Source organism: Moraxella sp. DOX410, from assembly GCF_032248735.1.
Taxonomy (GTDB): Bacteria; Pseudomonadota; Gammaproteobacteria; order Pseudomonadales; family Moraxellaceae; genus Faucicola; species Faucicola tetraodonis.
This window is the reverse complement of record NZ_CP135138.1, coordinates 2,021,707-2,043,418: the sequence shown is the minus strand read 5'-3', so window position 1 is coordinate 2,043,418 and position 21,712 is coordinate 2,021,707. Positions and strand designations below refer to the sequence as shown.

Annotated in this window: 22 protein-coding genes; 17 read left to right on the top strand and 5 right to left on the bottom strand. The window is 43.9% G+C overall.

Annotated elements, in window-relative coordinates; genetic code table 11:
- Positions 1–92: 92 nt before the first annotated feature.
- On the top strand, positions 93–1,313 hold the full coding sequence (gene ftsZ / locus RNZ41_RS09130; RefSeq protein WP_065253596.1) for a cell division protein FtsZ: 1,221 nt from the start codon (positions 93–95) through the stop codon (positions 1,311–1,313).
- A gap of 197 nt (positions 1,314–1,510) precedes the next feature.
- Entirely contained in the window at positions 1,511–2,386 is an 876-nt protein-coding gene (gene lpxC, locus RNZ41_RS09125; protein WP_096488458.1) for a UDP-3-O-acyl-N-acetylglucosamine deacetylase, read from the top strand.
- 339 nt (positions 2,387–2,725) lie between these two features.
- On the opposite strand, the gene RNZ41_RS09120 is transcribed toward lpxC, so the two are convergent.
- Positions 2,726–3,214: a DciA family protein gene (locus RNZ41_RS09120; RefSeq protein WP_314027139.1), complete on the bottom strand. Its 489-nt coding sequence runs from the start codon at positions 3,212–3,214 to the stop codon at positions 2,726–2,728.
- Between the two features lie 191 nt (positions 3,215–3,405).
- Here RNZ41_RS09120 and RNZ41_RS09115 point away from each other — a divergent pair, with 191 nt between their 5' ends.
- On the top strand, positions 3,406–4,104 hold the full coding sequence (locus RNZ41_RS09115; RefSeq protein ID WP_065253598.1) for a M23 family metallopeptidase: 699 nt from the start codon (positions 3,406–3,408) through the stop codon (positions 4,102–4,104).
- Positions 4,105–4,200: 96 nt separating this feature from the next.
- On the opposite strand, the gene RNZ41_RS09110 is transcribed toward RNZ41_RS09115, so the two are convergent.
- Both RNZ41_RS09110 and RNZ41_RS09105 read right to left on the bottom strand, forming a co-directional pair.
- The gene (locus RNZ41_RS09110; RefSeq protein ID WP_314027138.1) at positions 4,201–4,971 is read right to left on the bottom strand and encodes a DOMON domain-containing protein; all 771 of its coding nucleotides are present in this window, start codon (positions 4,969–4,971) and stop codon (positions 4,201–4,203) included.
- A gap of 7 nt (positions 4,972–4,978) precedes the next feature.
- Entirely contained in the window at positions 4,979–5,296 is a 318-nt protein-coding gene (locus RNZ41_RS09105; protein WP_314027137.1) for a YhbY family RNA-binding protein, read from the bottom strand.
- Positions 5,297–5,622: 326 nt separating this feature from the next.
- Between RNZ41_RS09105 and rlmE the strand changes: the two genes are divergently transcribed.
- The 7 genes from rlmE to RNZ41_RS09070 all read left to right on the top strand — a co-directional run bounded on the left by rlmE (position 5,623) and on the right by RNZ41_RS09070 (position 11,692).
- Entirely contained in the window at positions 5,623–6,255 is a 633-nt protein-coding gene (gene rlmE, locus RNZ41_RS09100; RefSeq protein ID WP_050325460.1) for a 23S rRNA (uridine(2552)-2'-O)-methyltransferase RlmE, read from the top strand.
- 243 nt (positions 6,256–6,498) lie between these two features.
- A complete protein-coding gene (ftsH, locus tag RNZ41_RS09095) occupies positions 6,499–8,400 on the top strand; it encodes an ATP-dependent zinc metalloprotease FtsH (protein ID WP_040403605.1) in 1,902 nt (633 codons plus the stop codon).
- A gap of 104 nt (positions 8,401–8,504) precedes the next feature.
- The gene (folP, locus tag RNZ41_RS09090) at positions 8,505–9,398 is read left to right on the top strand and encodes a dihydropteroate synthase (RefSeq protein WP_314027136.1); all 894 of its coding nucleotides are present in this window, start codon (positions 8,505–8,507) and stop codon (positions 9,396–9,398) included.
- Positions 9,399–9,411: 13 nt separating this feature from the next.
- Positions 9,412–9,996, top strand: coding sequence for a DJ-1/PfpI family protein (locus RNZ41_RS09085; protein WP_036594505.1), 585 nt, complete (start codon positions 9,412–9,414; stop codon positions 9,994–9,996).
- A gap of 24 nt (positions 9,997–10,020) precedes the next feature.
- Entirely contained in the window at positions 10,021–10,275 is a 255-nt protein-coding gene (locus RNZ41_RS09080) for an FAD assembly factor SdhE (RefSeq protein ID WP_312177795.1), read from the top strand.
- 9 nt (positions 10,276–10,284) lie between these two features.
- On the top strand, positions 10,285–10,806 hold the full coding sequence (locus RNZ41_RS09075) for a hypothetical protein (RefSeq protein ID WP_312177796.1): 522 nt from the start codon (positions 10,285–10,287) through the stop codon (positions 10,804–10,806).
- A gap of 169 nt (positions 10,807–10,975) precedes the next feature.
- The gene (locus RNZ41_RS09070) at positions 10,976–11,692 is read left to right on the top strand and encodes a YidB family protein (RefSeq protein ID WP_314027135.1); all 717 of its coding nucleotides are present in this window, start codon (positions 10,976–10,978) and stop codon (positions 11,690–11,692) included.
- Positions 11,693–11,839: 147 nt separating this feature from the next.
- Here the strand turns inward: RNZ41_RS09070 and aroE are convergent, their stop codons facing one another.
- Entirely contained in the window at positions 11,840–12,658 is an 819-nt protein-coding gene (gene aroE / locus RNZ41_RS09065) for a shikimate dehydrogenase (protein ID WP_314027134.1), read from the bottom strand.
- Positions 12,659–12,884: 226 nt separating this feature from the next.
- Here aroE and RNZ41_RS09060 point away from each other — a divergent pair, with 226 nt between their 5' ends.
- From RNZ41_RS09060 to tmk, 4 genes are all read left to right on the top strand, one after another.
- Entirely contained in the window at positions 12,885–13,676 is a 792-nt protein-coding gene (locus RNZ41_RS09060) for a hypothetical protein (RefSeq protein WP_314027133.1), read from the top strand.
- Positions 13,677–13,736: 60 nt separating this feature from the next.
- Positions 13,737–14,672 (top strand): aminotransferase class IV, encoded by a 936-nt coding sequence (locus RNZ41_RS09055; RefSeq protein ID WP_314027132.1) that lies wholly within the window; start codon positions 13,737–13,739, stop codon positions 14,670–14,672.
- An 86-nt stretch (positions 14,673–14,758) separates the two neighbouring features.
- A complete protein-coding gene (gene mltG / locus RNZ41_RS09050) occupies positions 14,759–16,060 on the top strand; it encodes an endolytic transglycosylase MltG (RefSeq protein ID WP_314027131.1) in 1,302 nt (433 codons plus the stop codon).
- Positions 16,061–16,072: 12 nt separating this feature from the next.
- Positions 16,073–16,714, top strand: coding sequence for a dTMP kinase (gene tmk, locus RNZ41_RS09045; RefSeq protein ID WP_314027130.1), 642 nt, complete (start codon positions 16,073–16,075; stop codon positions 16,712–16,714).
- A 96-nt stretch (positions 16,715–16,810) separates the two neighbouring features.
- Here tmk and nadB read toward each other — a convergent pair whose 3' ends face one another.
- Positions 16,811–18,508 carry an L-aspartate oxidase gene (gene nadB / locus RNZ41_RS09040; RefSeq protein ID WP_314027129.1) on the bottom strand — a complete coding sequence of 566 codons (1,698 nt, stop codon included), beginning with the start codon at positions 18,506–18,508 and terminating at the stop codon, positions 16,811–16,813.
- A 534-nt stretch (positions 18,509–19,042) separates the two neighbouring features.
- Here nadB and RNZ41_RS09035 point away from each other — a divergent pair.
- The 3 genes from RNZ41_RS09035 to RNZ41_RS09025 all read left to right on the top strand — a co-directional run bounded on the left by RNZ41_RS09035 (position 19,043) and on the right by RNZ41_RS09025 (position 21,621).
- Entirely contained in the window at positions 19,043–20,206 is a 1,164-nt protein-coding gene (locus RNZ41_RS09035; protein ID WP_314027128.1) for a metallophosphoesterase, read from the top strand.
- 225 nt (positions 20,207–20,431) lie between these two features.
- A complete protein-coding gene (gene dapA, locus RNZ41_RS09030) occupies positions 20,432–21,325 on the top strand; it encodes a 4-hydroxy-tetrahydrodipicolinate synthase (protein ID WP_065253609.1) in 894 nt (297 codons plus the stop codon).
- A complete protein-coding gene (locus tag RNZ41_RS09025) occupies positions 21,322–21,621 on the top strand; it encodes a hypothetical protein (RefSeq protein WP_159768745.1) in 300 nt (99 codons plus the stop codon). The genes dapA and RNZ41_RS09025 overlap by 4 nt, the downstream gene beginning before the upstream one ends.
- Positions 21,622–21,712 lie beyond the last annotated feature (91 nt).

Sequence of the window (21,712 nt, the reverse complement as noted above, 5' to 3'; positions counted from 1 at the left end):
TAATTGTGTAATGATTTATTTGATATTTAATTTAATATGTTTGCTATTTATGCTGCTCAAGCCTACTTGACAGTATACGGAGATTTTCAATTATGGAAGCGAAGTTTAGTATTGTACAAGATCACACTGATACATTTGCCGATTCAGCCCGTTTAACCGTCATCGGTGTCGGTGGCGGCGGTGGGAATGCCGTTGAAACCATGGTACAAAATGGTGTAAAAGGCATTACCTTCGTCTGTGCCAACACTGATAGACAAGCGCTTGACCGCCTGTCAGCGCCCAATAAAATCCAGCTCGGTATCAAAAATAACAACCGCGGCTTGGGCGCAGGTGCCAACCCAGAAGTAGGTCGTGAAGCAGCTGAGAGCGATGAAGAACAAATTCGCCAATTGCTAGAAAATTCTGACATGGTATTTATTACCGCAGGTATGGGCGGTGGTACAGGTACAGGCGCTGCGCCAGTCATCGCCAGACTAGCCAAAGAGCTGGGCGTTTTGACCGTTGCGGTGGTGACCATGCCATTTACCTTTGAAGGTGGCAGACGCAATAAAGTGGCTAGAGAAGGTATTGAGCAGCTTTCTAACTTTGTCGACTCCATCATCACTATCCCTAACGATAAATTGATGACAGTGTATGGCAAAATCTCTATGAAAGATGCCTTCAAAAAAGCCGATGAAGTCTTACTTCAAGCGGTGCAAGGTATCTCTAATATGATTTCAAAAGATGGTTTTATTAACATCGACTTTAACGATATTCGCACGGCAATGACTTCCCGAGGCCATGCGATGATGGGTATCGGTAAAGGCAGTGGTGAAGACCGCGCTGAGATCGCTGCCGAAAAAGCCATCAAAAGCCCATTACTTGACAACTTATTACTTAAAAATGCCAAAGGTCTCTTGGTCAACGTGGTGGCTAGCTCAGACTTCAATTTTGAAGAGCAAGAGCGCATCACCCAAAAAGTGCATAGCTTGGTGGATATTGATGAAGCCAACATCTTCTATGGCGTGGTATTTGATGAAGACATGGGCGATGAAATCCAAGTGACCGTGGTGGCAACAGGTCTTACACTAGATAATACCCCAAAGCATACAACTAGAGATTTTGTCTCAGATGCCTCTAGCACCCACAAAGTAGAAGCAGGCACGCATGAACCTGCGTATGCGGCACGCCGTGATATACCACAACCCATCCCTGCACCTCAGCCACCTGTACAGCAAGCTATTGAGCCTGCGCCAGCGCAACCGCAATCATCGCAGCCACAACGCACAGGCAACAGTATTCAAGATTATCTACGTCGTCAGCAAAATCGCTAAAATACCGTATGACTTTTAACAGCCTCACAGCTTAATCGTTGTGGGGTTTTTTTATCAATGGAGTTAATCATAAAGGTCGATAAAATCAATCAAGCATCACTATGATGTGGAAAGGGACAATGGTAGAATAGCCAAATGTAACAAATTATATCAACTTAGCTTTGGCTAAGGATGAGTGCAATCTACTAGGGGGCATTATGCAGCAGCGTACTATTCAACAACCCATTAATCTTGAAGGCATCGGCTTACATAGCGGTAACCCTGTACACCTGCGCTTTTCTCCTGCACCCATTGACTATGGGATTCAATTTTTACGTAGCGATGTGGCAGATGCACAGCCCATACCCGCTATCTATCATGCGGTAACCGATACCATGATGTCCTCAAATCTCACCAATGAATTAGGTCAGCGCATTGGGACAGTCGAGCATTTGATGAGTGCCATCGCTGCGCTTCAAATTGATAACTTACAAATCGAAGTGTCAGCGCCTGAAATTCCAATCATGGATGGTAGTGCCATCGAATTTGTACAAGTATTGCAGCAAGCGGGTATTGCCGAGCAAACGTCTGCCAAACGCTATATTCAGGTGTTGCAACCGATTGAGGTTCGCGTGGAGGATAAAGTCGCTGGATTTCGTCCCTACGATGGATTTGTGTTAGATTTCCAAATTGACTTTAATCACCCTGCGTTTAATGGCTCACATCAAAAGTTTAAATTGGATTTTAATGAAGGCAATTTTATCGAGCATATTGCCAAAGCGCGCACATTCGGCTTTTTAAAAGATATTGAGTACCTAAAAAGCAATAACTTAGGGCTAGGGGGTAGTATGCAAAACGCCATTGTTTTAGATGATAGCGGCGTACTTAATCCTGAAGGGTTACGCTTTGACGATGAATTTGTACGCCATAAAGTATTAGATGCGATTGGTGACTTATACCTTGCCGGGCACCAGATTTTGGGCGAGTTTTATGCGTATAAGTCAGGGCATGCGCTCAATAATAAATTGTTACGAGCCTTATTTAGTGATGAAAATAACTATAAAGTTGTAACAAAGTATAACAATGTTAACTAGATTTATTTAACTTTATTAATTTTATTGTGTATTTTTACTAATGAAAAAATTTTACAGATGGCTTGATTAGTAACATTTTTTTATCAAGAAGTTATCATTTTATTACACTAAATAAACGTAACCAACCAACTTTAACATTTCATTTTTGGATATCTTTTTTTTAGCCATTGGCTACTATAAGCGCAGTAAAAATAAAAAAAAAGATATCTTCATCTATCCTATTAATTGTAAATTTTTTTCTGGTTTTTTACTTTCACTTGCACAAGCTATTAATCTATTGATAAATCTTGCGACATCAGTAACATAATTTACATAAAGTTACATTGTAAATCAGCAGCTTTAGTCTTTTATCAGTTTTTGTAACGCCATTCTAAGTGGCTCGTTGTCCGTGACAAGGTCACATAGCTGTGTTATATTTCGCTTCGTAGATTCGCTTAGCTCACAATTCTTTACATTGCTAACATTATGATTACACTGTAAATCTGGTATTTGCGAGCCATAACTAGCTTTGACAATCACCACGCGAAATCGTAACTGATTAAAATGATGAAAATTGTTGTCGAACGCTTGCAATGTTGACAGTAGGTGCTGCTGGTTGTAATTGAGATGATTGGCAAGGGTGTGACTGGTCGTACTCACCACAAGTCTAAACGATTCACAAGCAATTACTTGTAAGCTTGCTAAGACCTCTTGAGGCAACACGTTTTGCCAAGCGCTGCGAACATCGTTCGTCAATTGCTGTAACTGCTGCAGCTTTTTTTGAAACGGTAATTGATAGTTGGCAAGACGCTCAGTGCGGGAAGCAAGATGGTTGGTTGGTTTTTTCATAGTCAATGAGCAGTGTGGTGGGTAGTTAAGCGACAAAAATTTTGATTTAGTCTTAGTATTGGGTCTTAGTGTTAGTGTAGGTGATTTTAAGACCAAATTATAGTGAATTAAATCTTGCCAATGCGCTGTAGTAGCGCTTATACAATATTGGCACAAGGTTTAATAGCATAAGGTTTAACAAAGGATAAAAGATGAAGTTAGCTCTAATCGCATTACCAGTTGTTGCTTTAACCACAATGAGTGTTGCACAAGCTCAAATTCTATCGATTACCAATGCCGGTAAAACCAGTCAAGTTATTGTCCGTGAAGATGATGGTGAAGATTATTATCTGCCTTCAGATGCCGTCAATGCCGCCATCAAAAATTTAAGCCAACAAACCCAGCAAAAAGAAGACCGCCTCGCAAGTTTAGCACAAAAGCTATCGACTCAGCCAACCACCACCATCATCAATATGCCTACCACGGGCAGCTATGCGGGTAATGGCATGTTAGCGTTGCGCCCAATTACGTCATCTGCACGCATGAGTTCAGGTTTTGGCTATCGTATCCACCCGGTCACTGGTAAATCACAGTTTCATAAAGGGATGGACTTTGCTGCTCCCATTGGCACCCCTATTTATGCCACCGGTAATGGTGTGGTGACTTTCTCAGGTTGGGGTACCGGGTATGGTCGTTATGTTGAAGTGGATCATGGCAACGGTACTGTCACCCGTTACGCCCATACCTCTGCAAACTATGTTAACGTTGGCGATACGGTGTATGCAAATCAGCAAATCGCGGCGGTAGGCAACACGGGTCGTTCAACAGGCGCCCACTTACATTATGAAGTACGCCAAAATGGTCAAACCGTCAATCCACAAACTTACTTGGCAATGGCGCCAGCGCGTTAATCGTTACACTATCTCGGTATATAAAAAAACTGGCTTTAAGCCAGTTTTTTATTTTTCGCTGGGCTATGGTTTAAAACGGTTTAAAACCATCATAATTTAGATGTTTATCCAGTGTGCCTTGGTATGAAAGTCCGCTGGGTGTGCATGCTGTATGGCCCAATAACTCATTTCATCGACGGTTGGAGCTGAGCTATCTGCTAAGCTATTGTCTGGCGGTTGCTGAATCACACGCGTTGGATTTAGCGCATAATTACTATTTGCACCAACCAACTTGTCCAATGCTGATTTGGCAAATGTCATACCGACACGAAATGTACCGCTGCTAAACGCATATTGCTGCTGTACCGCTCGTACATGGGTGAGGAGCATTGGACTTGCAGAACACCAAAAAACAAGCGGAAGCTCGGTATCTTGTGTAACTGCCTGGCTAAAAAAATTGATATCCTCACCATAAGTCAGCGCTGTGATAGGCAAGCGCCGAGGGGGTAATGTATTCGGTGTCCGATAACTGTCAAAATAATAAAGATTAAACTCACCATTGGTCGCCAAATTGACCTCAAGATACGGGCTATCCGCTTGGCTATCTTTGGCAATAAAACACTCAAAACAATCTGCTTGCCATAAATAATCTTGGCGCATCACATGTTCAAGTGCCAATGGGCTAAATGTCGGAAAATTTGCCCATAGACCAGCTTGTAGAGCGATTTGACTATCATCAATCTTGGGATGGGTAGCATCAAATAAGAGCGTTAAAAATTTACTATCAGCAACCACATGTACTGAGAGCCGGTAATCCAGTGTTGCCGATACGGTGAGTGGTTCAACCGTGCTCGTCAGTGCGAATGTCACACCCTGTAACGCGTCCATTGTAGCCTTAGCCAAAACGTGCCAAGTTTGATAACTTAGGATTGGCTTCTGGATTGCGACGTAATAATAGCACCATACGACCGATACTGGTGACCAAAGTCGCATCAGTGGCTTCAGCAATCGCATTTGCCACAGCGTCACGATCTGCTTTGCTACCGGCTGGAATTTTTACTTTAATCAGCTCATGATCGGTCAGTGCGCGCCCAATTTCTTCAATAACGGTTGGGGTAACGCCTTGACCCCCAATCATTACCACAGGGTTTAGCTGGTGACCGATGCCTTTTAAATGTTTGATATCCGTATTTGATAAGCTTGAATTTGCCATAACTGTCAATTGACCTATAAAAAAATTAGCTAGCATTATACCATATTAATCATTTTGCCTAATAAATTATGGGCAATACATAGGCAAAAACACATAGGCAAAAATGCTGCCATGATTTATCAATCTGTAAAAATCACTGAATTAAAAAAATCAATAGCCAATCCATGAGTTAACATAAGCTAACTGGGTGAAATATGCTAAAATAACAGCCTTAAGTCTTGAGATTGTCAAAATTTGCCGATGGTCATTCTAGGATGGCTTTGGGTTTTTTAGCCAAATCCCAAGTGAAGAATTTTTAAACTATAAAGGGTAGTTTGTAGAGAATTATGGCAACGCGTATTACCAACAAAAAATTGTCCAAAAGTAGCCGTGCGTGGATGAAAGAGCACATTGACGACCACTATGTCAAACTTGCCCAGCGCGATGGCTATCGGGCAAGAGCGGCTTACAAATTGCTAGAAATCAACGAAAAACTGCAGCTGATTAAAAAAGGCATGACGGTGGTCGATTTGGGTTCTGCCCCAGGCAGCTGGTCGCAAGTTGCTGGCAAACTAGTCGGTGACAATGGCAAACTCATTGCCTCAGACATACTGCCGATGGATACGCTAGAGAATGTGACCTTTATCCAAGGGGATTTTCGTGAGCAATCAGTGTTTGACAACATTATGGCAGAAGTCGCTGATAAAAAAGTGGAAGTGGTACTGTCTGATATGGCGCCCAACACCTCTGGTTTTACGGCAGTCGATCAGCCACGCATGATTTATTTGTGTGAACTTGCCATGGACTTTGCCGAGCAAGTGCTCCCTGAAGGTGGCACCCTAGTGATTAAGGTATTCCAGGGCGAAGGCTCTGATGCCTTACGAAAAAATATGCAGCAGCGTTTTAGTAAAGTGCGCAGTATCAAGCCTGCAGCGTCACGCGCACGCTCAAAAGAAATGTATTGGATTGCCACCAAATAATGTAATTTGATTCAGTGTATCCGTGAAGTTGACTGGATAAAAATTGGTAATATGTTTTTACTAGAAAATAACAGAGAATTCGCTTGATAATGTTAAGGTAAATCCATATATCATGCTATATTGAAAGATTAATGTAACGTCTATTTTTGGTGAAACATCTACCTATCTTTGGTAAACATTTTGATTTAACCCCACTTTTTAATCAACCCCCTAACGCGAAGGATGAAAAACAACGTGAGCGACATGGTAAAAAATACCTTATTGTGGTTAGTTGTGATAGGGGTATTAGTGCTAGTCTTTAGCAATTTTGATACCCGCAATGAACCTGATAAGCTCAATTACTCCCAATTTGTCACTGCAGTGGCAACTGACCAGGTCAAAAGTGTCAAAATTGATGGTGAGCAAATTTCTGGCGAAAAGAAAAACGGCTCAACCTTTGAGACAGTGCGTCCTGCGGTCACTGACACTGAGCTAATGCCAAAGCTTATCAAGCATAATGTTGAAGTTCAAGGCGCCACCCCTGAACGTCAAGGCGTAATGATGCAATTACTGATTGCAAGTTTCCCAGTGCTATTGATCATTGGTTTGTTCTTGTTCATCATGCGTAACATGAGCGGTGGTGGTGCCGGTGGTGGTCGCGGCATGGGTCCGATGAGTTTTGGTAAATCTAAAGCCAAAATGTTATCAGAAGACCAAATTAAAGTGACATTTGCGGATGTGGCAGGGTGTGATGAAGCCAAGCAAGAAGTGACAGAAATTGTCGACTTTTTACGTGACCCAGAAAAATTTACCAAACTTGGTGCGACTATTCCACGTGGTGTGTTGATGGTAGGTCCGCCTGGTACTGGTAAAACTTTGCTTGCCAAAGCGATTGCAGGGGAAGCCAAAGTACCATTTTTCTCAATTTCAGGTTCTGACTTTGTTGAGATGTTTGTGGGTGTCGGTGCAAGCCGTGTGCGTGATATGTTTGAACAAGCCAAGAAAAATGCCCCTTGTATCATCTTTATTGACGAGATTGATGCTGTCGGTCGTCATCGTGGCGCAGGCATGGGCGGTGGTCATGACGAACGTGAACAAACTTTAAACCAGTTATTGGTTGAGATGGATGGTTTTGAAGGCAATGATGGGGTGATCGTGATTGCTGCAACCAACCGCGTCGATGTACTCGATAAAGCATTGTTGCGCCCAGGTCGTTTCGATCGTCAAGTGCAAGTCGGGTTGCCTGATATCAAAGGCCGTGAGCAAATTCTTCGTGTACACATGAAAAAATTGCCCTCAACAATTGGCGTCGATATTCGTTCATTGGCGCGTGGCACCCCAGGTTTTAGTGGTGCGCAATTAGCGAATTTGGTGAACGAGGCAGCGCTATTTGCTGCACGTAACAACAAAGCGTCAGTCGATATGAATGACTTTGAAGAAGCCAAAGACAAGCTTTATATGGGTCCAGAACGTAAATCGATGGTACTGCGTGAAGAAGAGCGTCGTGCAACGGCTTATCATGAAGCAGGGCATGCCTTAGTGGCTGAAATGCTACCGGGTACTGACCCTGTGCATAAGGTGACTATTATGCCTCGTGGCTGGGCATTGGGTGTCACTTGGCAATTGCCAGAGCATGATCAGACTAGCGTCTATAAATCAAAAATGCTAAATGACATTGCGATTTTATTTGGTGGTCGTATCGCTGAAGAAGTCTTTATCAATCAGCAATCGACTGGCGCGTCAAATGACTTTGAACGTGCCACCAAAATGGCGCGTGCGATGGTTACCAAATACGGTATGTCAGATGCCATGGGTGTAATGGTGTATGAAGAAGATGAAAATCAAGGTTACTTTGGTGCCTCATCTCGTACTATCTCAGAAGCGACCCAGCAAAAAGTGGATGATGAAGTTCGTCGTATCCTAGAAGCGCAGTATGATATCGCACGTGCATTAATTGAAGGTAATGCGGACAAAATGCATGCCATGGTCGATGCGTTAATGAAATGGGAAACTATTGACCGTGACCAATTGCAAGACATTATGGCAGGTATCCCACCACGCGAGCCTAAAGTTTATCAAGAGCCTGTTAGAGTAAATTTTGATAAACCAAGTAATCCACCCTCAAGTGGTTCGGGCTTAACCCCGCCGCCGTTACCTGCAATGTAAATTATCCATGATATGAGTTACCCAAAAACCGCTACCAACTTGATAGCGGTTTTTTTGTTTTTCACTTAAAATAGTAAAAAATTTTAGCCATCATTGTGGACATCATGCAGTTACAGCCCATTCCCAACTTTGCCATTCATTATCATAATCAAACGCTTGATTTATCTTATCCCCATATCATGGGTATTTTAAATGTCACCCCAGACTCATTTTCTGATGGTGGTCGATATAATCATATCGACCAAGGCTTGCGTCATACCGAGCAGATGATCAAAGACGGGGCGACGATTATTGATGTGGGTGGTGAATCTACTCGCCCAAACGCCAGTCCTGTGAGTGAGGAAGAAGAAATTGACCGCGTTATTAAAGTGGTTGAAGCGATTAATCATAACTTTGGTGAGCAAGTGTGGGTGTCGGTTGATACCAGTAACCCGACCGTGATGACCCTCGCCAGTCAAGTCGGTGCCAAAATTTGGAATGATGTACGAGCCTTGACGCGCCCCGATGCCATTGCTACCGCTGCCAAACTTGATATCCCTGTCATGCTTATGCATATGCGCGGTGAGCCAACGACCATGAATCAGCTGGATAATTATCAAGATTTATATACCGATGTTATTACCGAGTTACAGCAGCGCATTGATGAAGTTGTGGCGGGTGGGGTCAGACGTGATAATCTTATCATTGACCCAGGGTTTGGCTTTGCCAAAAACGCCCAGCAAAATCTGGCATGGCTGAATGAATTTTATCGGTTGCACACGTTTAATCTACCGGTTATGGTAGCATTATCACGTAAACGCTTTGTCGGTGAAGTGCTTAAACATACTAATTTGCCCCATGAAGCGACTGATAGAGACATCGCCAGTATGGTTGCAGGATTACTTGCGGTTCAGCAAGGGGCATGTATCGTACGCACTCACAATGTGGCTGCGACCAAAGCAGGATTAGCTATGTGGCAAGCGATCAATTGTAGTAATACTACTTCTATAAATTACTAAGTAAAGGAAATCTATGCTAACAGTGGGTATTTGTTTATTTGATGAAGTTGAAGTATTGGATTTTGCAGGACCGTTTGAAGTGTTTTCATTAGCTGAAAACGAACAAGGTGAGAAACTGTTTAATGTCATTGTCATTAGCCAAAATAACGTAATCAAAGCTAGAAACGGCTTAACAGTTTTGGCAGATTATAATTTGACCAACCATCCAAAAATCGATGTTTTGGTAATACCTGGTGGTTATGGTGCTGAACAGATTGAGATTCATAACACTGTATTATTAGAATGGATAAAACAGCAATCTAACCAAGTAAGCATTCTATTATCTATCTGCACAGGGGTATTCTTGCTGGCAAAAATTGGCTTATTGGATAATCTTAAAGCGACGACCCACTGGATGGATGTAGCGCAAATTCAAAAAGATTATCCAAAGATTGAAGTGGTAACGAATCAACGCTATGTTGATAATGGCAAAATTATCACATCAGGTGGTATTTCATCAGGTATTCATGCTAGCCTATATACGGTAGCCAAGCTATCCAAGATTGCTATGGCAAATGAAACTGCGAAACGAATGGAATTTGATTTTTATTTAGACTGACGATAAATATAATCAGAGAAGACTATGACCGAACCTACATTAGAGCAGCGCAAAGTTATCTACCGTGCCAGACGGGGGCTAAAAGAACTCGATTATTATTTTGACCCGTATGTGAGAGCGCACTATTTACAAGCCGACTCACAAGAGCAGCAAATTTTTGCAGAATTGGTGAAAGAAGAAGATCCTGATTTGCTAGACTGGTTTTTACACAATCAGCCGACCAAGCCAGAATTTGCTGATTTGATAGCCAAGCTCAAATCATTAAAAGCATCTTCTTAATTGACTTAGATGAACGAACGCTACTTATCGCGTCATAACACCTCATTTATTGACATTGATGCCACGCTCAAACCCAGTGTGGATAAAAAACTGCTTTGGGGGGCTTGTTTATGGGTGGTAATTGGTATTTTAACACTTGTACCTTTAGCGCTTATTTATAAACTATTGCTAGGTATGGTCGCTATAGCCAGTCTTTGGTTCGGGCAAGTCTCTAGTTGTCACTTATTGGCCATTTCATCGTTACACGCCAAACCGCAAAGTAACAATCAAACCTCACCCTATGACAACTTTGATTTTTTAACCTGGCAAATCCAGTGGGTACGTGGGGTTGTCAAAGTACCTAGACATCATAAGCAAGCGGTGTGGCAGGCAAATTTGCTGGGCATCGCTGATATGGGGTGCTTGGTGATTTTAACATTTGGCTTGATAGAATCAGCCCCAGCTAAAATCAGCGTAACCATTTGGCAAGACCAAGTGGACCGCGATACATGGCGGCAATTTAAGGTGCTAGCGAACACGCTGGAGCGATAACAAAAATGGTATATAAGTTATATTCAATATTGCTACAATTAAATCAACCAAGTGTTGAGGCGACTGCGCATTTTAGCTTGAACTTAAGTGCAGTTGGCAATGGGCGTGCATCAGTGCATTATTATTGGTGATATACGACAATCATTGAAAAAGATAAAAGGGAATGACCATGGGTCTATTAACAAGTCTAGTAACACAAGTGGCGCAAAATGCCATTCAAAGCAAAATGGGCGGTCAAAGCCAAGCAGATATGGGCGGCCTAGGGAATATTTTTGGTAATGTTTTAGGCGGCGGAGTGCAGCAGCCACAAATGCAATCAAATGGTTTTGGGTTGGATGATATCATCGGTATGGCGATGAACCAAAATCAAGGTATGTCGCAAATGTCTCAGGGTGGCGTGCTAGGACAAGTATTAGGTAGCGTGCTAGGCGGTGGCATGGGCGGCGGCCTAAATGGTGGTATGGGCAATAACGTGGGTATGAACCAATTTCCACAAAGCCAAAGTGGCTTTGGTGGTAAAGGTATGTTAATGGCGGCTTTGTTGCCAATCGCGCTGATGTTTATTCAGCGTAATGGGGGTCTATCAGGTGCTTTTAATAAAATCCAAAATATGGGATTTGGGCATCAAGCCAATTCTTGGATGAGTGCGGACCAATCAAACCAACCGCTGGATGCCAATGATATCAATCAGCTATTTGATAATAATGAGTTGGCGCAAGTTGCGGCACAAACTGGTGTCGACCAAAGCGAAGTCCGTCAAAGTATGGCGGAGCTTTTGCCACAGTTATTTGACAACTTGACGCCAAATGGCGACACCCAAACTGAGAGTCAGGCCAATAATGAAATCAGTGATATTTTGGCGCAATTAGGCAAGGCGAATCGCTAAATTAGCATGACTAAAAAAGCCAGTGACAAAACTGGCTTTTTTATTGGGTTTTATTGCGCTGTCTTGGTCAAATTTTGGTTTTGTCTATTTTATCTAAAGCGTTTATCTAAAGCGTAGGCGAGTGCTGACTGCTTTTTTATAAAACAGCTAAAAGTGAAAATTCGTCAAATCGACTTGTTTACCCGTCCAAAGCGCAAAACTTAATGCCCCTTGATTGACCAGCATTCCCAAGCCATCTGAGGTTTTGGTATTTTTCGCCTTAAAAAAGTCCAAAAACGCGGATGGTTTGCCATACATCATGTCATAGGCAAAATCGACCGTCATATCCTTGGCGAACGGCAATGTGTCACCGCTTAGACCTATCGACGTTGCATTGATAATCACCTCAATATCGTTGGGCAAATCCGTCAAACTTGAAAAGGTGAGCTTATCGGTATCAAATAATCGGGTTAAATTCTTTGCTTTTTCTACTGTGCGATTGGCAATATGCAGCGATTTTACTTGCGCATCTAGCAACGGCAAAATCGCGCCACGAGTCGCCCCACCTGCCCCCAAAATAGCCACGTTTGCGTCTTTTAACCTGACGCCTTGCGACAATAAATCCGCCACCAAACCGCGACCATCGGTATTGTCGCCATACAGTTTGCCGGCTTTGATGGCAAGGGTATTGACTGCACCTGCCAAGCGCGCGTATTCAGATAGTTGACCGCGCTGCTGGCACAGCGCAAATGCCATCTCTTTAAAAGGTACGGTCACATTTGCCCCTGTGCCACCACCTGCAAAAAATGCTTCGATGACCGCGGTAAAGCTGTCGACATCGTTGGGACAATATTGGCGTTGGTAAGACAAGGTGATGCCCGTTTGTTGGGCAAAGGCTTGGTGCAAATCAGGCGATTTGCTATGGGCAATCGGATTGCCGATTACCATGCAATGATAACGGACATTTGAATCAGGAACTGATGACATGAGAAAACCTATAATACGATGAGCAAAATTAGCAATCCCCCTCACTTTACAATAACTGTGGCTACTATATCAATGCTGGGTTTTGATTGGCTAGGTTTTGATTGGGTGGGTGTAAAGCGCAGCATTTCATCGATTTGGCTAAAAATAACAACAAAAGCGTACTGTTAACCGCCACCAATGCCTTGTTACAATGCGCTATTCACACCAACCCGTTATATACTACACAATGAAGCTAATTGCCCGCAAACCGCTTTTTTTACCGCGTCAAAACCGCTCAGAACATCCGATAAACGTTACCCAAAAAGGCGCGACCCAAAAAGGTACTACCCAAAAATGCGCTGCCCAAAAAGGCGCTAGCCAAAATAAACCCACTTGGCCAAACAATCTTGGCTGGGGGTGGGTTATCTTAGCACTCACCTTAACTGGCTGTGATAAGGTCAAACAAATCGCCTCACAACGCAATGCCAGTGTGACCGCTAGCACTACCGCATCGACCACAGCCGCCAATCCGTCTATCAACCCTAACTCGCAGCCAACGCCTGTGGTCTATCCCATCAATGAGTGGCAGCAACAAACGCTGGCAAATAAAGTCAGTATCCACGATACCGAAGCCATGACGTTATTATTAGGTCAGCCCATCACCATTGATAAGCAAAGTTTGGACTACCGAAGCAATGTGGCAAGTAAATATAGTTTTGCCAAAATCGGTGAGCCGTATTTTGATTTACTTGATTCGCCTATGTATATTGAGCTACAGTGGTATTATGCCAGTGCCTATGACAATGCCAGCGTCAAAAACATCAGTATCCAGCATGCCAAAACAGCGTTTCATCTGACCCAAAATTGGTTTGGGCAAGATGGCTCAGACATTGTTGCGCAAATGGTGCAAGGACAGCCGATTAAAAATACGAGCTACCACGGAATTTTGGTAGAATTAGCACGCTGTGACAATTATCATTGTGATTTGGTGGTCAGAAAACCGACTGTCACCGCCAAGACCGCTAAAAAAAGCGGCTAATTGCTGCGGCTTTCACTGTCATACGGTCAACTATCAATTTAATCAAGTAGCCAAATAACCATGTGGTATTCATTATCTGATACTCAGTATGCCAAGCCAATCACCGCTATCGATATTGACTCACGGGTGATAGCGTATGGCGATGGGTTTTTTACCACCATGGCGGTGGTGGCAGGACAAATCAATTGGCTAAATTACCATTTAGATAGAATCGACGAGAGTGCCCAGGCGTTACAACTCAATTTAACCAACGCGGACTTAGACGCAGCCAGTTTAGACGCCTCCAATTTAGACGCCTGCAATTTAGAATCCCCCAATCACACTATCCGCGCGTACTTTAATAGCCAGTTAGCCAATTTTGCCAAAACCCTCAATCACGGTATGCTCAAGCTGATAGTTTGCCGAAAAAACCAACCTATCAAAGGCTATGGATTTTGTAACTGTCAATTTGACGCTTTTATTAAGCTTATGCCCACGGATAAGCCATTAGCACAGCAAGCCAATCAAGTCATCATCCAACCTCCCGCTACCGCGATTTGTCTTACGCAGCAAATTGCGTGTCTACCCAAACCCTTGGTAGGGCTTAAGCTACTAAACGCCCAAGATAAAGTGATGGCAAGTCACGAGCTGTGGCAGCACCAAACCCAAAATGCGCAAATGATTGATGGGCTGGTACAAGATGTGATGGGGTATTGGGTAGAAGGTACCTTTTGCAATGTGTTTTATCAGCTTAATCATGAAAACATGTGGTACACACCGCCCATCAACCGCTCAGGGGTAAAAGGGGTGATGCGGCAGGTGTTATTGGCTAAGTTTGCCCAGTCCGATAGGGCGCATGAAGAGCGATATTTAACCAGCGAGGATTTAGCCAATATCACAAGCTTGTTCTTTTGCAATGCGGTACGGGGGATTTTGCCCATTCAAGCATTGATGCTACCCAATGGGCAGTCGAAGGCGCTTGATTTGGCCCCAATCTATGCGCAAAAATTAACTTAAATCGTGTTGCTGGTAACCAAAAAAAATTGCTATTTTTGTCATTAATTGTTAAATTCTCGCTAATTGAGTTAATACAAGCTTTCTCTATGAACGACCAATCTAATAATAATATGTCTAGTAACTCAGACGGTTCTGAGCATCATCCTACTCAGCACAGTGACGCACCTCACGCCGCGGATATTCCAGATTCTCAATTGCAGGACAATCATAGCAAAGATAAGGATATCAAGGATAAGGATGACGAAGACCCTCATAGCAAAAACATCAATATTAACGATGCTTGTCTGATTAATCGTTCAACGCGAGAATTCAATGACAACATCACCGGTAGAAACAAAAAAAATAAATACCGTCTACTGGGGCTAGTGGGGTTTATTGTATTGGTGCTAGGCTGGTTGTTATTTGCTTGGTATAACACCTTATATGGCACTATCACCCAACCAAAGCAGATGGTGACTATCAATAAAGGTCAAACCTACTATGCACTGGTAGACGACTGGGATAAAAAGAAAAAGCTGTTCGTCGCGCCACTTGCCAAACTATATATCAAAATGACGGTGGATAAACCGCTCCATTCAGGGGTCTATCAACTGCCTGAAAATCCAAGTTTTGCCAATTATTTAGCCATGCTGCAACAAGGTGAAAAAGTCGCTTTTATTAAAGTGCAAATCATTGAAGGCAAAACAGCCAAAGATTTATATCAACATTTGACGGACAATAAAGGGATTAAAAACGAAGTTATCCATGGTAGCAAAGTTGACGTCGATAAACTTGGGCTCAATATCCCTGCTGACTACCATCCGAATGGCAACCTTGAAGGTTGGTTCTCACCGGACACCTATTATTTTAATGAAGGCAGTAGCGATAAAAAAGTGCTAACGGATTTATTTACCCGTCAACACACGGCGTTGATGGAAAATTGGAACAATCGCCAAGCCAATCTCCCGTACAAGACACCGTATGAAGCGCTAATTATGGCATCCATTATTGAAAAAGAAACCAGTGTCGAAAGTGAGCGGGGTGAAGTGGCAGGCGTGTTCGTCAATCGTCTGAAGAATAATATGCGCCTACAAACCGACCCCACCGTGATTTATGGCATGGGCGATCGTTACGATGGCAATATTCGCAAATCTGACCTTGAAGAAAAAACCGCTTATAACACCTACCAAATTGACGGCTTACCACCGACACCGATTGCCTTGCCAAGTATTGCATCCATTAAAGCGGCACTCCACCCAAATCAAACCGATTCGCTATATTTTGTGGCAACGGGCAATGGCGGTCATAAATTTACCAGTAATTTAGAAGACCATAACCAAGCGGTGCAAGATTATCTGCGGGTGATGCGTGAAAAACGCGCCAGCCAAAACAGCCAATCAGGTCAGTAAAAAACGATACCCATGCAAACAGCTGCGAAAGCCCCCATTAGCGAAAAATTTATCTCATTTGAAGGTACCGAAGGGGTGGGTAAGTCCACCTTGATTGCCAATGTCGCAGCGCATTTGACCGCGCAAGGCATCGACTTTATCCAGACCCGTGAACCGGGCGGCAGTCCGTTTGCTGAGCAGTTACGCGCCATGTTACTTGACCCTGCAACCACCATGACAGAGGACAGTGAACTCTTATTGATGTTTGCGGCACGTGCCGATCATGTGGCGCAAGTGATTTTGCCAGCGCTCGCTCAGGGTAAATGGGTGCTGTGCGACCGCTTTACCGATTCCACCATTGCCTATCAAGGGTTTGGGCGCAAACAGGGCGATAGGGCAGAACTTAGCAAAATTGAATTACTGATTAGGCATTTTGTGGCAAAAATGCCAGATATGACCATTTGGCTAGATTTACCGGTGACAGAAGGGATGAGCCGTGCCAAAAATCGCGGCAAACTAGACCGCTTTGAGCAAAATCAGCTAGCGTTTTTTGAGCGGGTGCATCAAGGGTTTGCTTATCAAGCACAGCAAGAACCGCAGCGCGTCAAACGCATTGATGCGCAGGGTACTCCTGATGAAGTGTTGGCAAAAGTGCTAACACAGCTGGGTATTTAATGTCGTTATTTAGTGTTATTACTTAGTATCATAAAGCTTTTAGAATTATTATAAAAAAAGGGGATGATAAACTTCCCCTTTTTTATTCAACCCATACTATGGCATAGATGGGGTTAAAATCACGTCTGCCGCGATTGGCAAAGTTTGTGGAAAGTCTTTGTTGTAATGCAGTCCGCGCGATTCGTGGCGACGTAGCGCGGAGCGCACAATAAGCTCAGAGACTAGCAGCAAATTACGCAATTCAATCAGATTTTTACTGACCACAAAGTTGGCGTAGTAATCATTTACTTCTTGTTTTAACAACAAAATGCGGTTGAGTGCGCGATGTAGGCGTTTGTCTGAGCGCACAATACCAACGTAGTGCCACATGCTTTGGCGCAATTCATCCCAGTTTTGTAGTAGGATGACTTCTTCGTCAGGGTCGGTTACATGTTGGCTGTCCCAATCAGGAATAGCAGGAATGGGGGGGACGCGATTTTCTGCAAATGCGGCGGCAATATGGCGCGCTGCAGTCATCCCATACACAAAACATTCTAATAGCGAGTTGCTCGCCATGCGATTGGCGCCATGCAGACCCGTAAATGACGTTTCGCCCATGGCATATAGATTGAACACATCGGTTTGGGCGTTTTCATTGACCATCACCCCACCACAGGTGTAGTGAGCGGCGGGTACCACGGGGATTTTATCTTGGGTCATGTCAATGCCCAGCTCTAGTAGCCGCTCATATAACATAGGGAAATGACCTTTAATAAACGCTGGGTCTCTATGAGTAATATCTAACCAAACATGACGTATTCCCAAACGCTTCATCTCAAAATCGATGGTGCGAGCCACGATGTCACGCGGTGCCAGCTCACCCCGTTCATCGAAGCGAAGCATAAAGCGCTCACCTTCTGGATGTTCTTTGGTTGCTGGCAGGCGCAGGTAGGCACCTTCACCGCGCATGGCTTCGGTGATTAAAAACGAACGCGCTTCTGGATGATATAGACAAGTAGGATGGAACTGATTAAATTCCAAATTCGCAACGCGGCAACCTGCGCGCCATGCCATCGCGATACCATCGCCCGTGGCAATATCTGGGTTGGATGTATACAAATACGCTTTTGATGCCCCGCCGCATGCCAAGGCGATAAAGGGCGCGGTAAAGGTAATGACTTGATTGGTGGCCAAATCAAGGGCGTACAGCCCCACGGCACGATTGGGCTCGCTAATCGGACTGTAGTTGTGTTTGCTAAGTTTGTTGGTGGTGATGACATCAATGGCAGCGACATACTCAAACAGTTTGACATTCGGACATTGTTTGACACGTTTGACTAACGTGGTAGAAATGGCCACCCCAGTGGCATCTGCCGCATGGATGATACGACGTTTGGTATGACCACCTTCACGGGTCAGGTGCAAGGTTTCGTTCTCATCCAAGGTAAACTTGACACCTTGTTTGAGCAAAAACTCCACCGCTTCTCGGCTATGCTCTACCGTAAAACGTACCGCATCTTCATGGCAAAGACCTGCCCCTGCAATCAAGGTATCATCGACATGCTCATCAACCGAGTCATCATCCGATAGTACTGCTGCCACGCCGCCTTGGGCATAAAAAGTGCTGGCTTCGGTGAGCTTGTCTTTTGCCAAAACCGCAATCGATAGATGGCTTGGCAAGGATAAAGCTAACGATAAACCTGCACCGCCACTGCCAACAATTACCACATCAAACGCGTGGCGATGGTTAGCCTGTGCTTGCGGCTGGAGAGTTTCTTTGATAGGGGAGTTTGACACATTAACGCTTGCTGTCATAACGCTGACGTCCTTCAAATTAATGAGTTAAAGAGCCAAAAAAACTAAGCAAGCGCTGAGAAAATTGGATCAGCGTGCTACATTTAAAAGGCTGTGTTTAAAAGGCTATTTTAAAAGCTATGGTTAAAAGGCTATGGTTAAAAAAGCTAGGTTTAAAAAGCCATGTGAAAATAAGCTATCATATCAGCTTTTATAAATGATGGCGGATTTTTTGCACGGTTTGTTTTTTAAGTAGCTAGCCCATCTAAATAGCCCATGGTTAAGGCTAAACAGGGTGCGATGTAGAAAAAGCGCTCGTCTTTGTTTTGCCGTCGCTACCAGACAACGCGATCAAAACGCAAATTTAGGCATTTTTGGATGAGTTAAATACAAAAAACTCGCCTAGCTGTTCATCCATTTTTTGCGATATGATGATAGTTTAAATTGTCATATTCATCATTGCCATTTATAATGGGCGCTTTTTTTTATACGTATTTGTCATGCAAATTATTGATTATTCAGTAAATTTAGGTAACGCTTTATATGGGTGGTAGCATGATTGGCAGTTGGCTAGGTCATCTTGGAGCGCTCATTGCCGTTTTGGTAATCCTATGGTCGTGCCTAAAAACCGTGCAACTCAAAGCCCGGACGGATAACCTGCAAATCCTGCTACAACTGGTCAGTTTCTACGCGCGCTATTGGTTTGTTTGGTTGTTGCTGTGGGCAAACGTGCAACTGCTGTATGACAACCAAGCCATCTACTGGCTGCTTATCGCGTTATCGCTATTGTATATCTATATGAGCTGGGTTGAGCCCAATCGGCTGCGCGTTTCGCGTTTTTCAATCAATTTGACCGCATCTGCGACCTATCAGACCGCGACCGATATTTCACTGGCTGCGTCATCGTCAAAACCTATCAAACGACAACCTATCAAACGACAAGCTGCAAAAATTGCGGTGCTGAGTGATATCCACATCGGTATATTTTCTAACCCGCATCAGTTAGCGCGTTTGGTAAAATGCCTTAATCGCTTAGATGTTGATGCGGTGCTGATTTTGGGTGATTGGTTATATCAAGCGACAACTTTGGATGCTCAACTAAGCCCATTTAAAACGCTCAACAAGCCTTGCTATACCGTCCTTAGCGATGCCGATACCCAGCAGGTTGTCGATGATGCGCAAAATAGCGAACCTGCTAGCAATATGCAATTAATGAACATTTTGCCAACCTTCGGTATTCAATTATTGCCTGAGCAAGGCTTGCGTATTGCAGGGATTAACATCATAGGTATTCATAATGGCAGTACAATGGATTTACCGCGCGTGATTGAACAGCAGCGCAGCGCGGGGCAGCCTTTAGTGATTGCCACCCATGATATCAAGCAGTTAGAAGCCAATCCGCGAACCTTAAGTGACGCCAACAACGATACGTTGGTGATTGCGGGACAAACCCATGGGGGACAGGTCAATATACCTATAGTGACACCGCTGATGGTCAGAGCATTGACAGGCAATAAACTGGCGGCAGGGTTACGTCAACCCGATATACCCAAACAATCCAACCATCCTCACCAACCACTCAATGCGGCTAACAAACCTAGCAAACGCTACCAAGTATGGGTGAATACCGGAATTGGGGTGACAGGGTTGCCGTTTCGTTTTAATTGTCCCCCTACCATTGATGTGCTAACCATCCAAGTTCAAACGGCTGATACTTAACCCATATTATTCGCCACTGTAAGCCAGCCACTATAAACCAGTTGCTGCCTTATTATCTGGTTGAGTGGGGTCTATAACCTGATTTGCTACAGCGGTGGAGAAACTTGCGTTTGCTATCAAAGCGCTTAAACTTCGCCCCAAATGTATGCTACACTAGACAAAAATTTTCAAAAAATTGTCGCAGCTGTTACATATTCTACTTAAGGTTTTGTCCAAGGTATTGTTATGACCCCCATTTTAGATAAACTACAAGGCTCTATGGTCGCGCTGATTACACCTATGCATAGCAATGGTGACGTCGATTGGCAATCATTGGCAAATCTCATTGATTGGCAAATCGAGCAAGGTACGGACGTACTGGTATCGGTTGGTACGACCGGTGAATCCGCAACCTTATCCATGCAAGAGCATGTGGATGTCATTGAATTTACCATGAAGCAAGTGGGTGGTCGTATTCCCGTCATCGCGGGTACCGGCGCTAACAATACAGTTGAAGCCATTGAGCTGACCCAGCACGCCAAACAGGCGGGCGCTGATGCCGCGCTGCTTGTAGTGCCTTACTACAACAAACCGACCCAAGAAGGGCTATACTTACACTATAAAGCCATTGCCGAAGCCGTAGACATTCCCCAAGTGCTATACAACGTACCCGGGCGCACTGTTGTTGATATGCAGCAAGCAACGGTCGAGCGCTTAGCGGACATCGAAAATATCATCGCGATTAAAGATGCGACAGGTGACGTGGCGCGTGGTGCCAAACTGATTGAAGCAGTAAAAGGTCGCATGATTGTATGGTCAGGGGATGATGAAAGCGCGTTAGCACTGATGCGTCATGGGGCAAAAGGCAATATTTCAGTGACCGCCAATGTCGCACCAAAAATCATGAGCCAAATTTTTGGCTTGGCACTCAAAGGTGAGTTTGAACAAGCCGAAGCATTAAACCAAAAAATAGCCCATTTACACCAAGATTTATTTATCGAGTCAAGTCCCATTCCTGCAAAATATGCCTTATACAAAATGGGTCATATCGAGCAAGGTATCCGTTTACCATTAACTTGGCTTACCCCAGAACACCAACAAGTGATGGATGAAGCACTTGCCAAAGCAGGTTTATTATGAAAAAAACACGCAGCACCAACCACAATCGATTCAACGCCCAGCTAGCCCTAGCTATCATTGCCTCTGCTAGCATTGCTATGACAGGCTGTACTACTTTTAAACGTAAAGTTGGCGACAATTCTTTGGACTATACAAAGACCAAAAAACTTGAACCCATCCAATTACCGGCAGATGCACAAACGCTACCTTTTACGCCAGTTTATGCAGTGCCGCAATCGGGTGAAAATACGTTAAAAATCACAAAAGAAGGCAGTAAGCGTTTTGAGCTACCGCGTCCAATTAGTACCGTAAAATAGAGAGTGGCTGACAGCATCTATGATAGTTTGCAGATGGTGTTGCTAACCGCGTATCAGCCAATCAATGCAACTGTCATAAATTAGCTACACT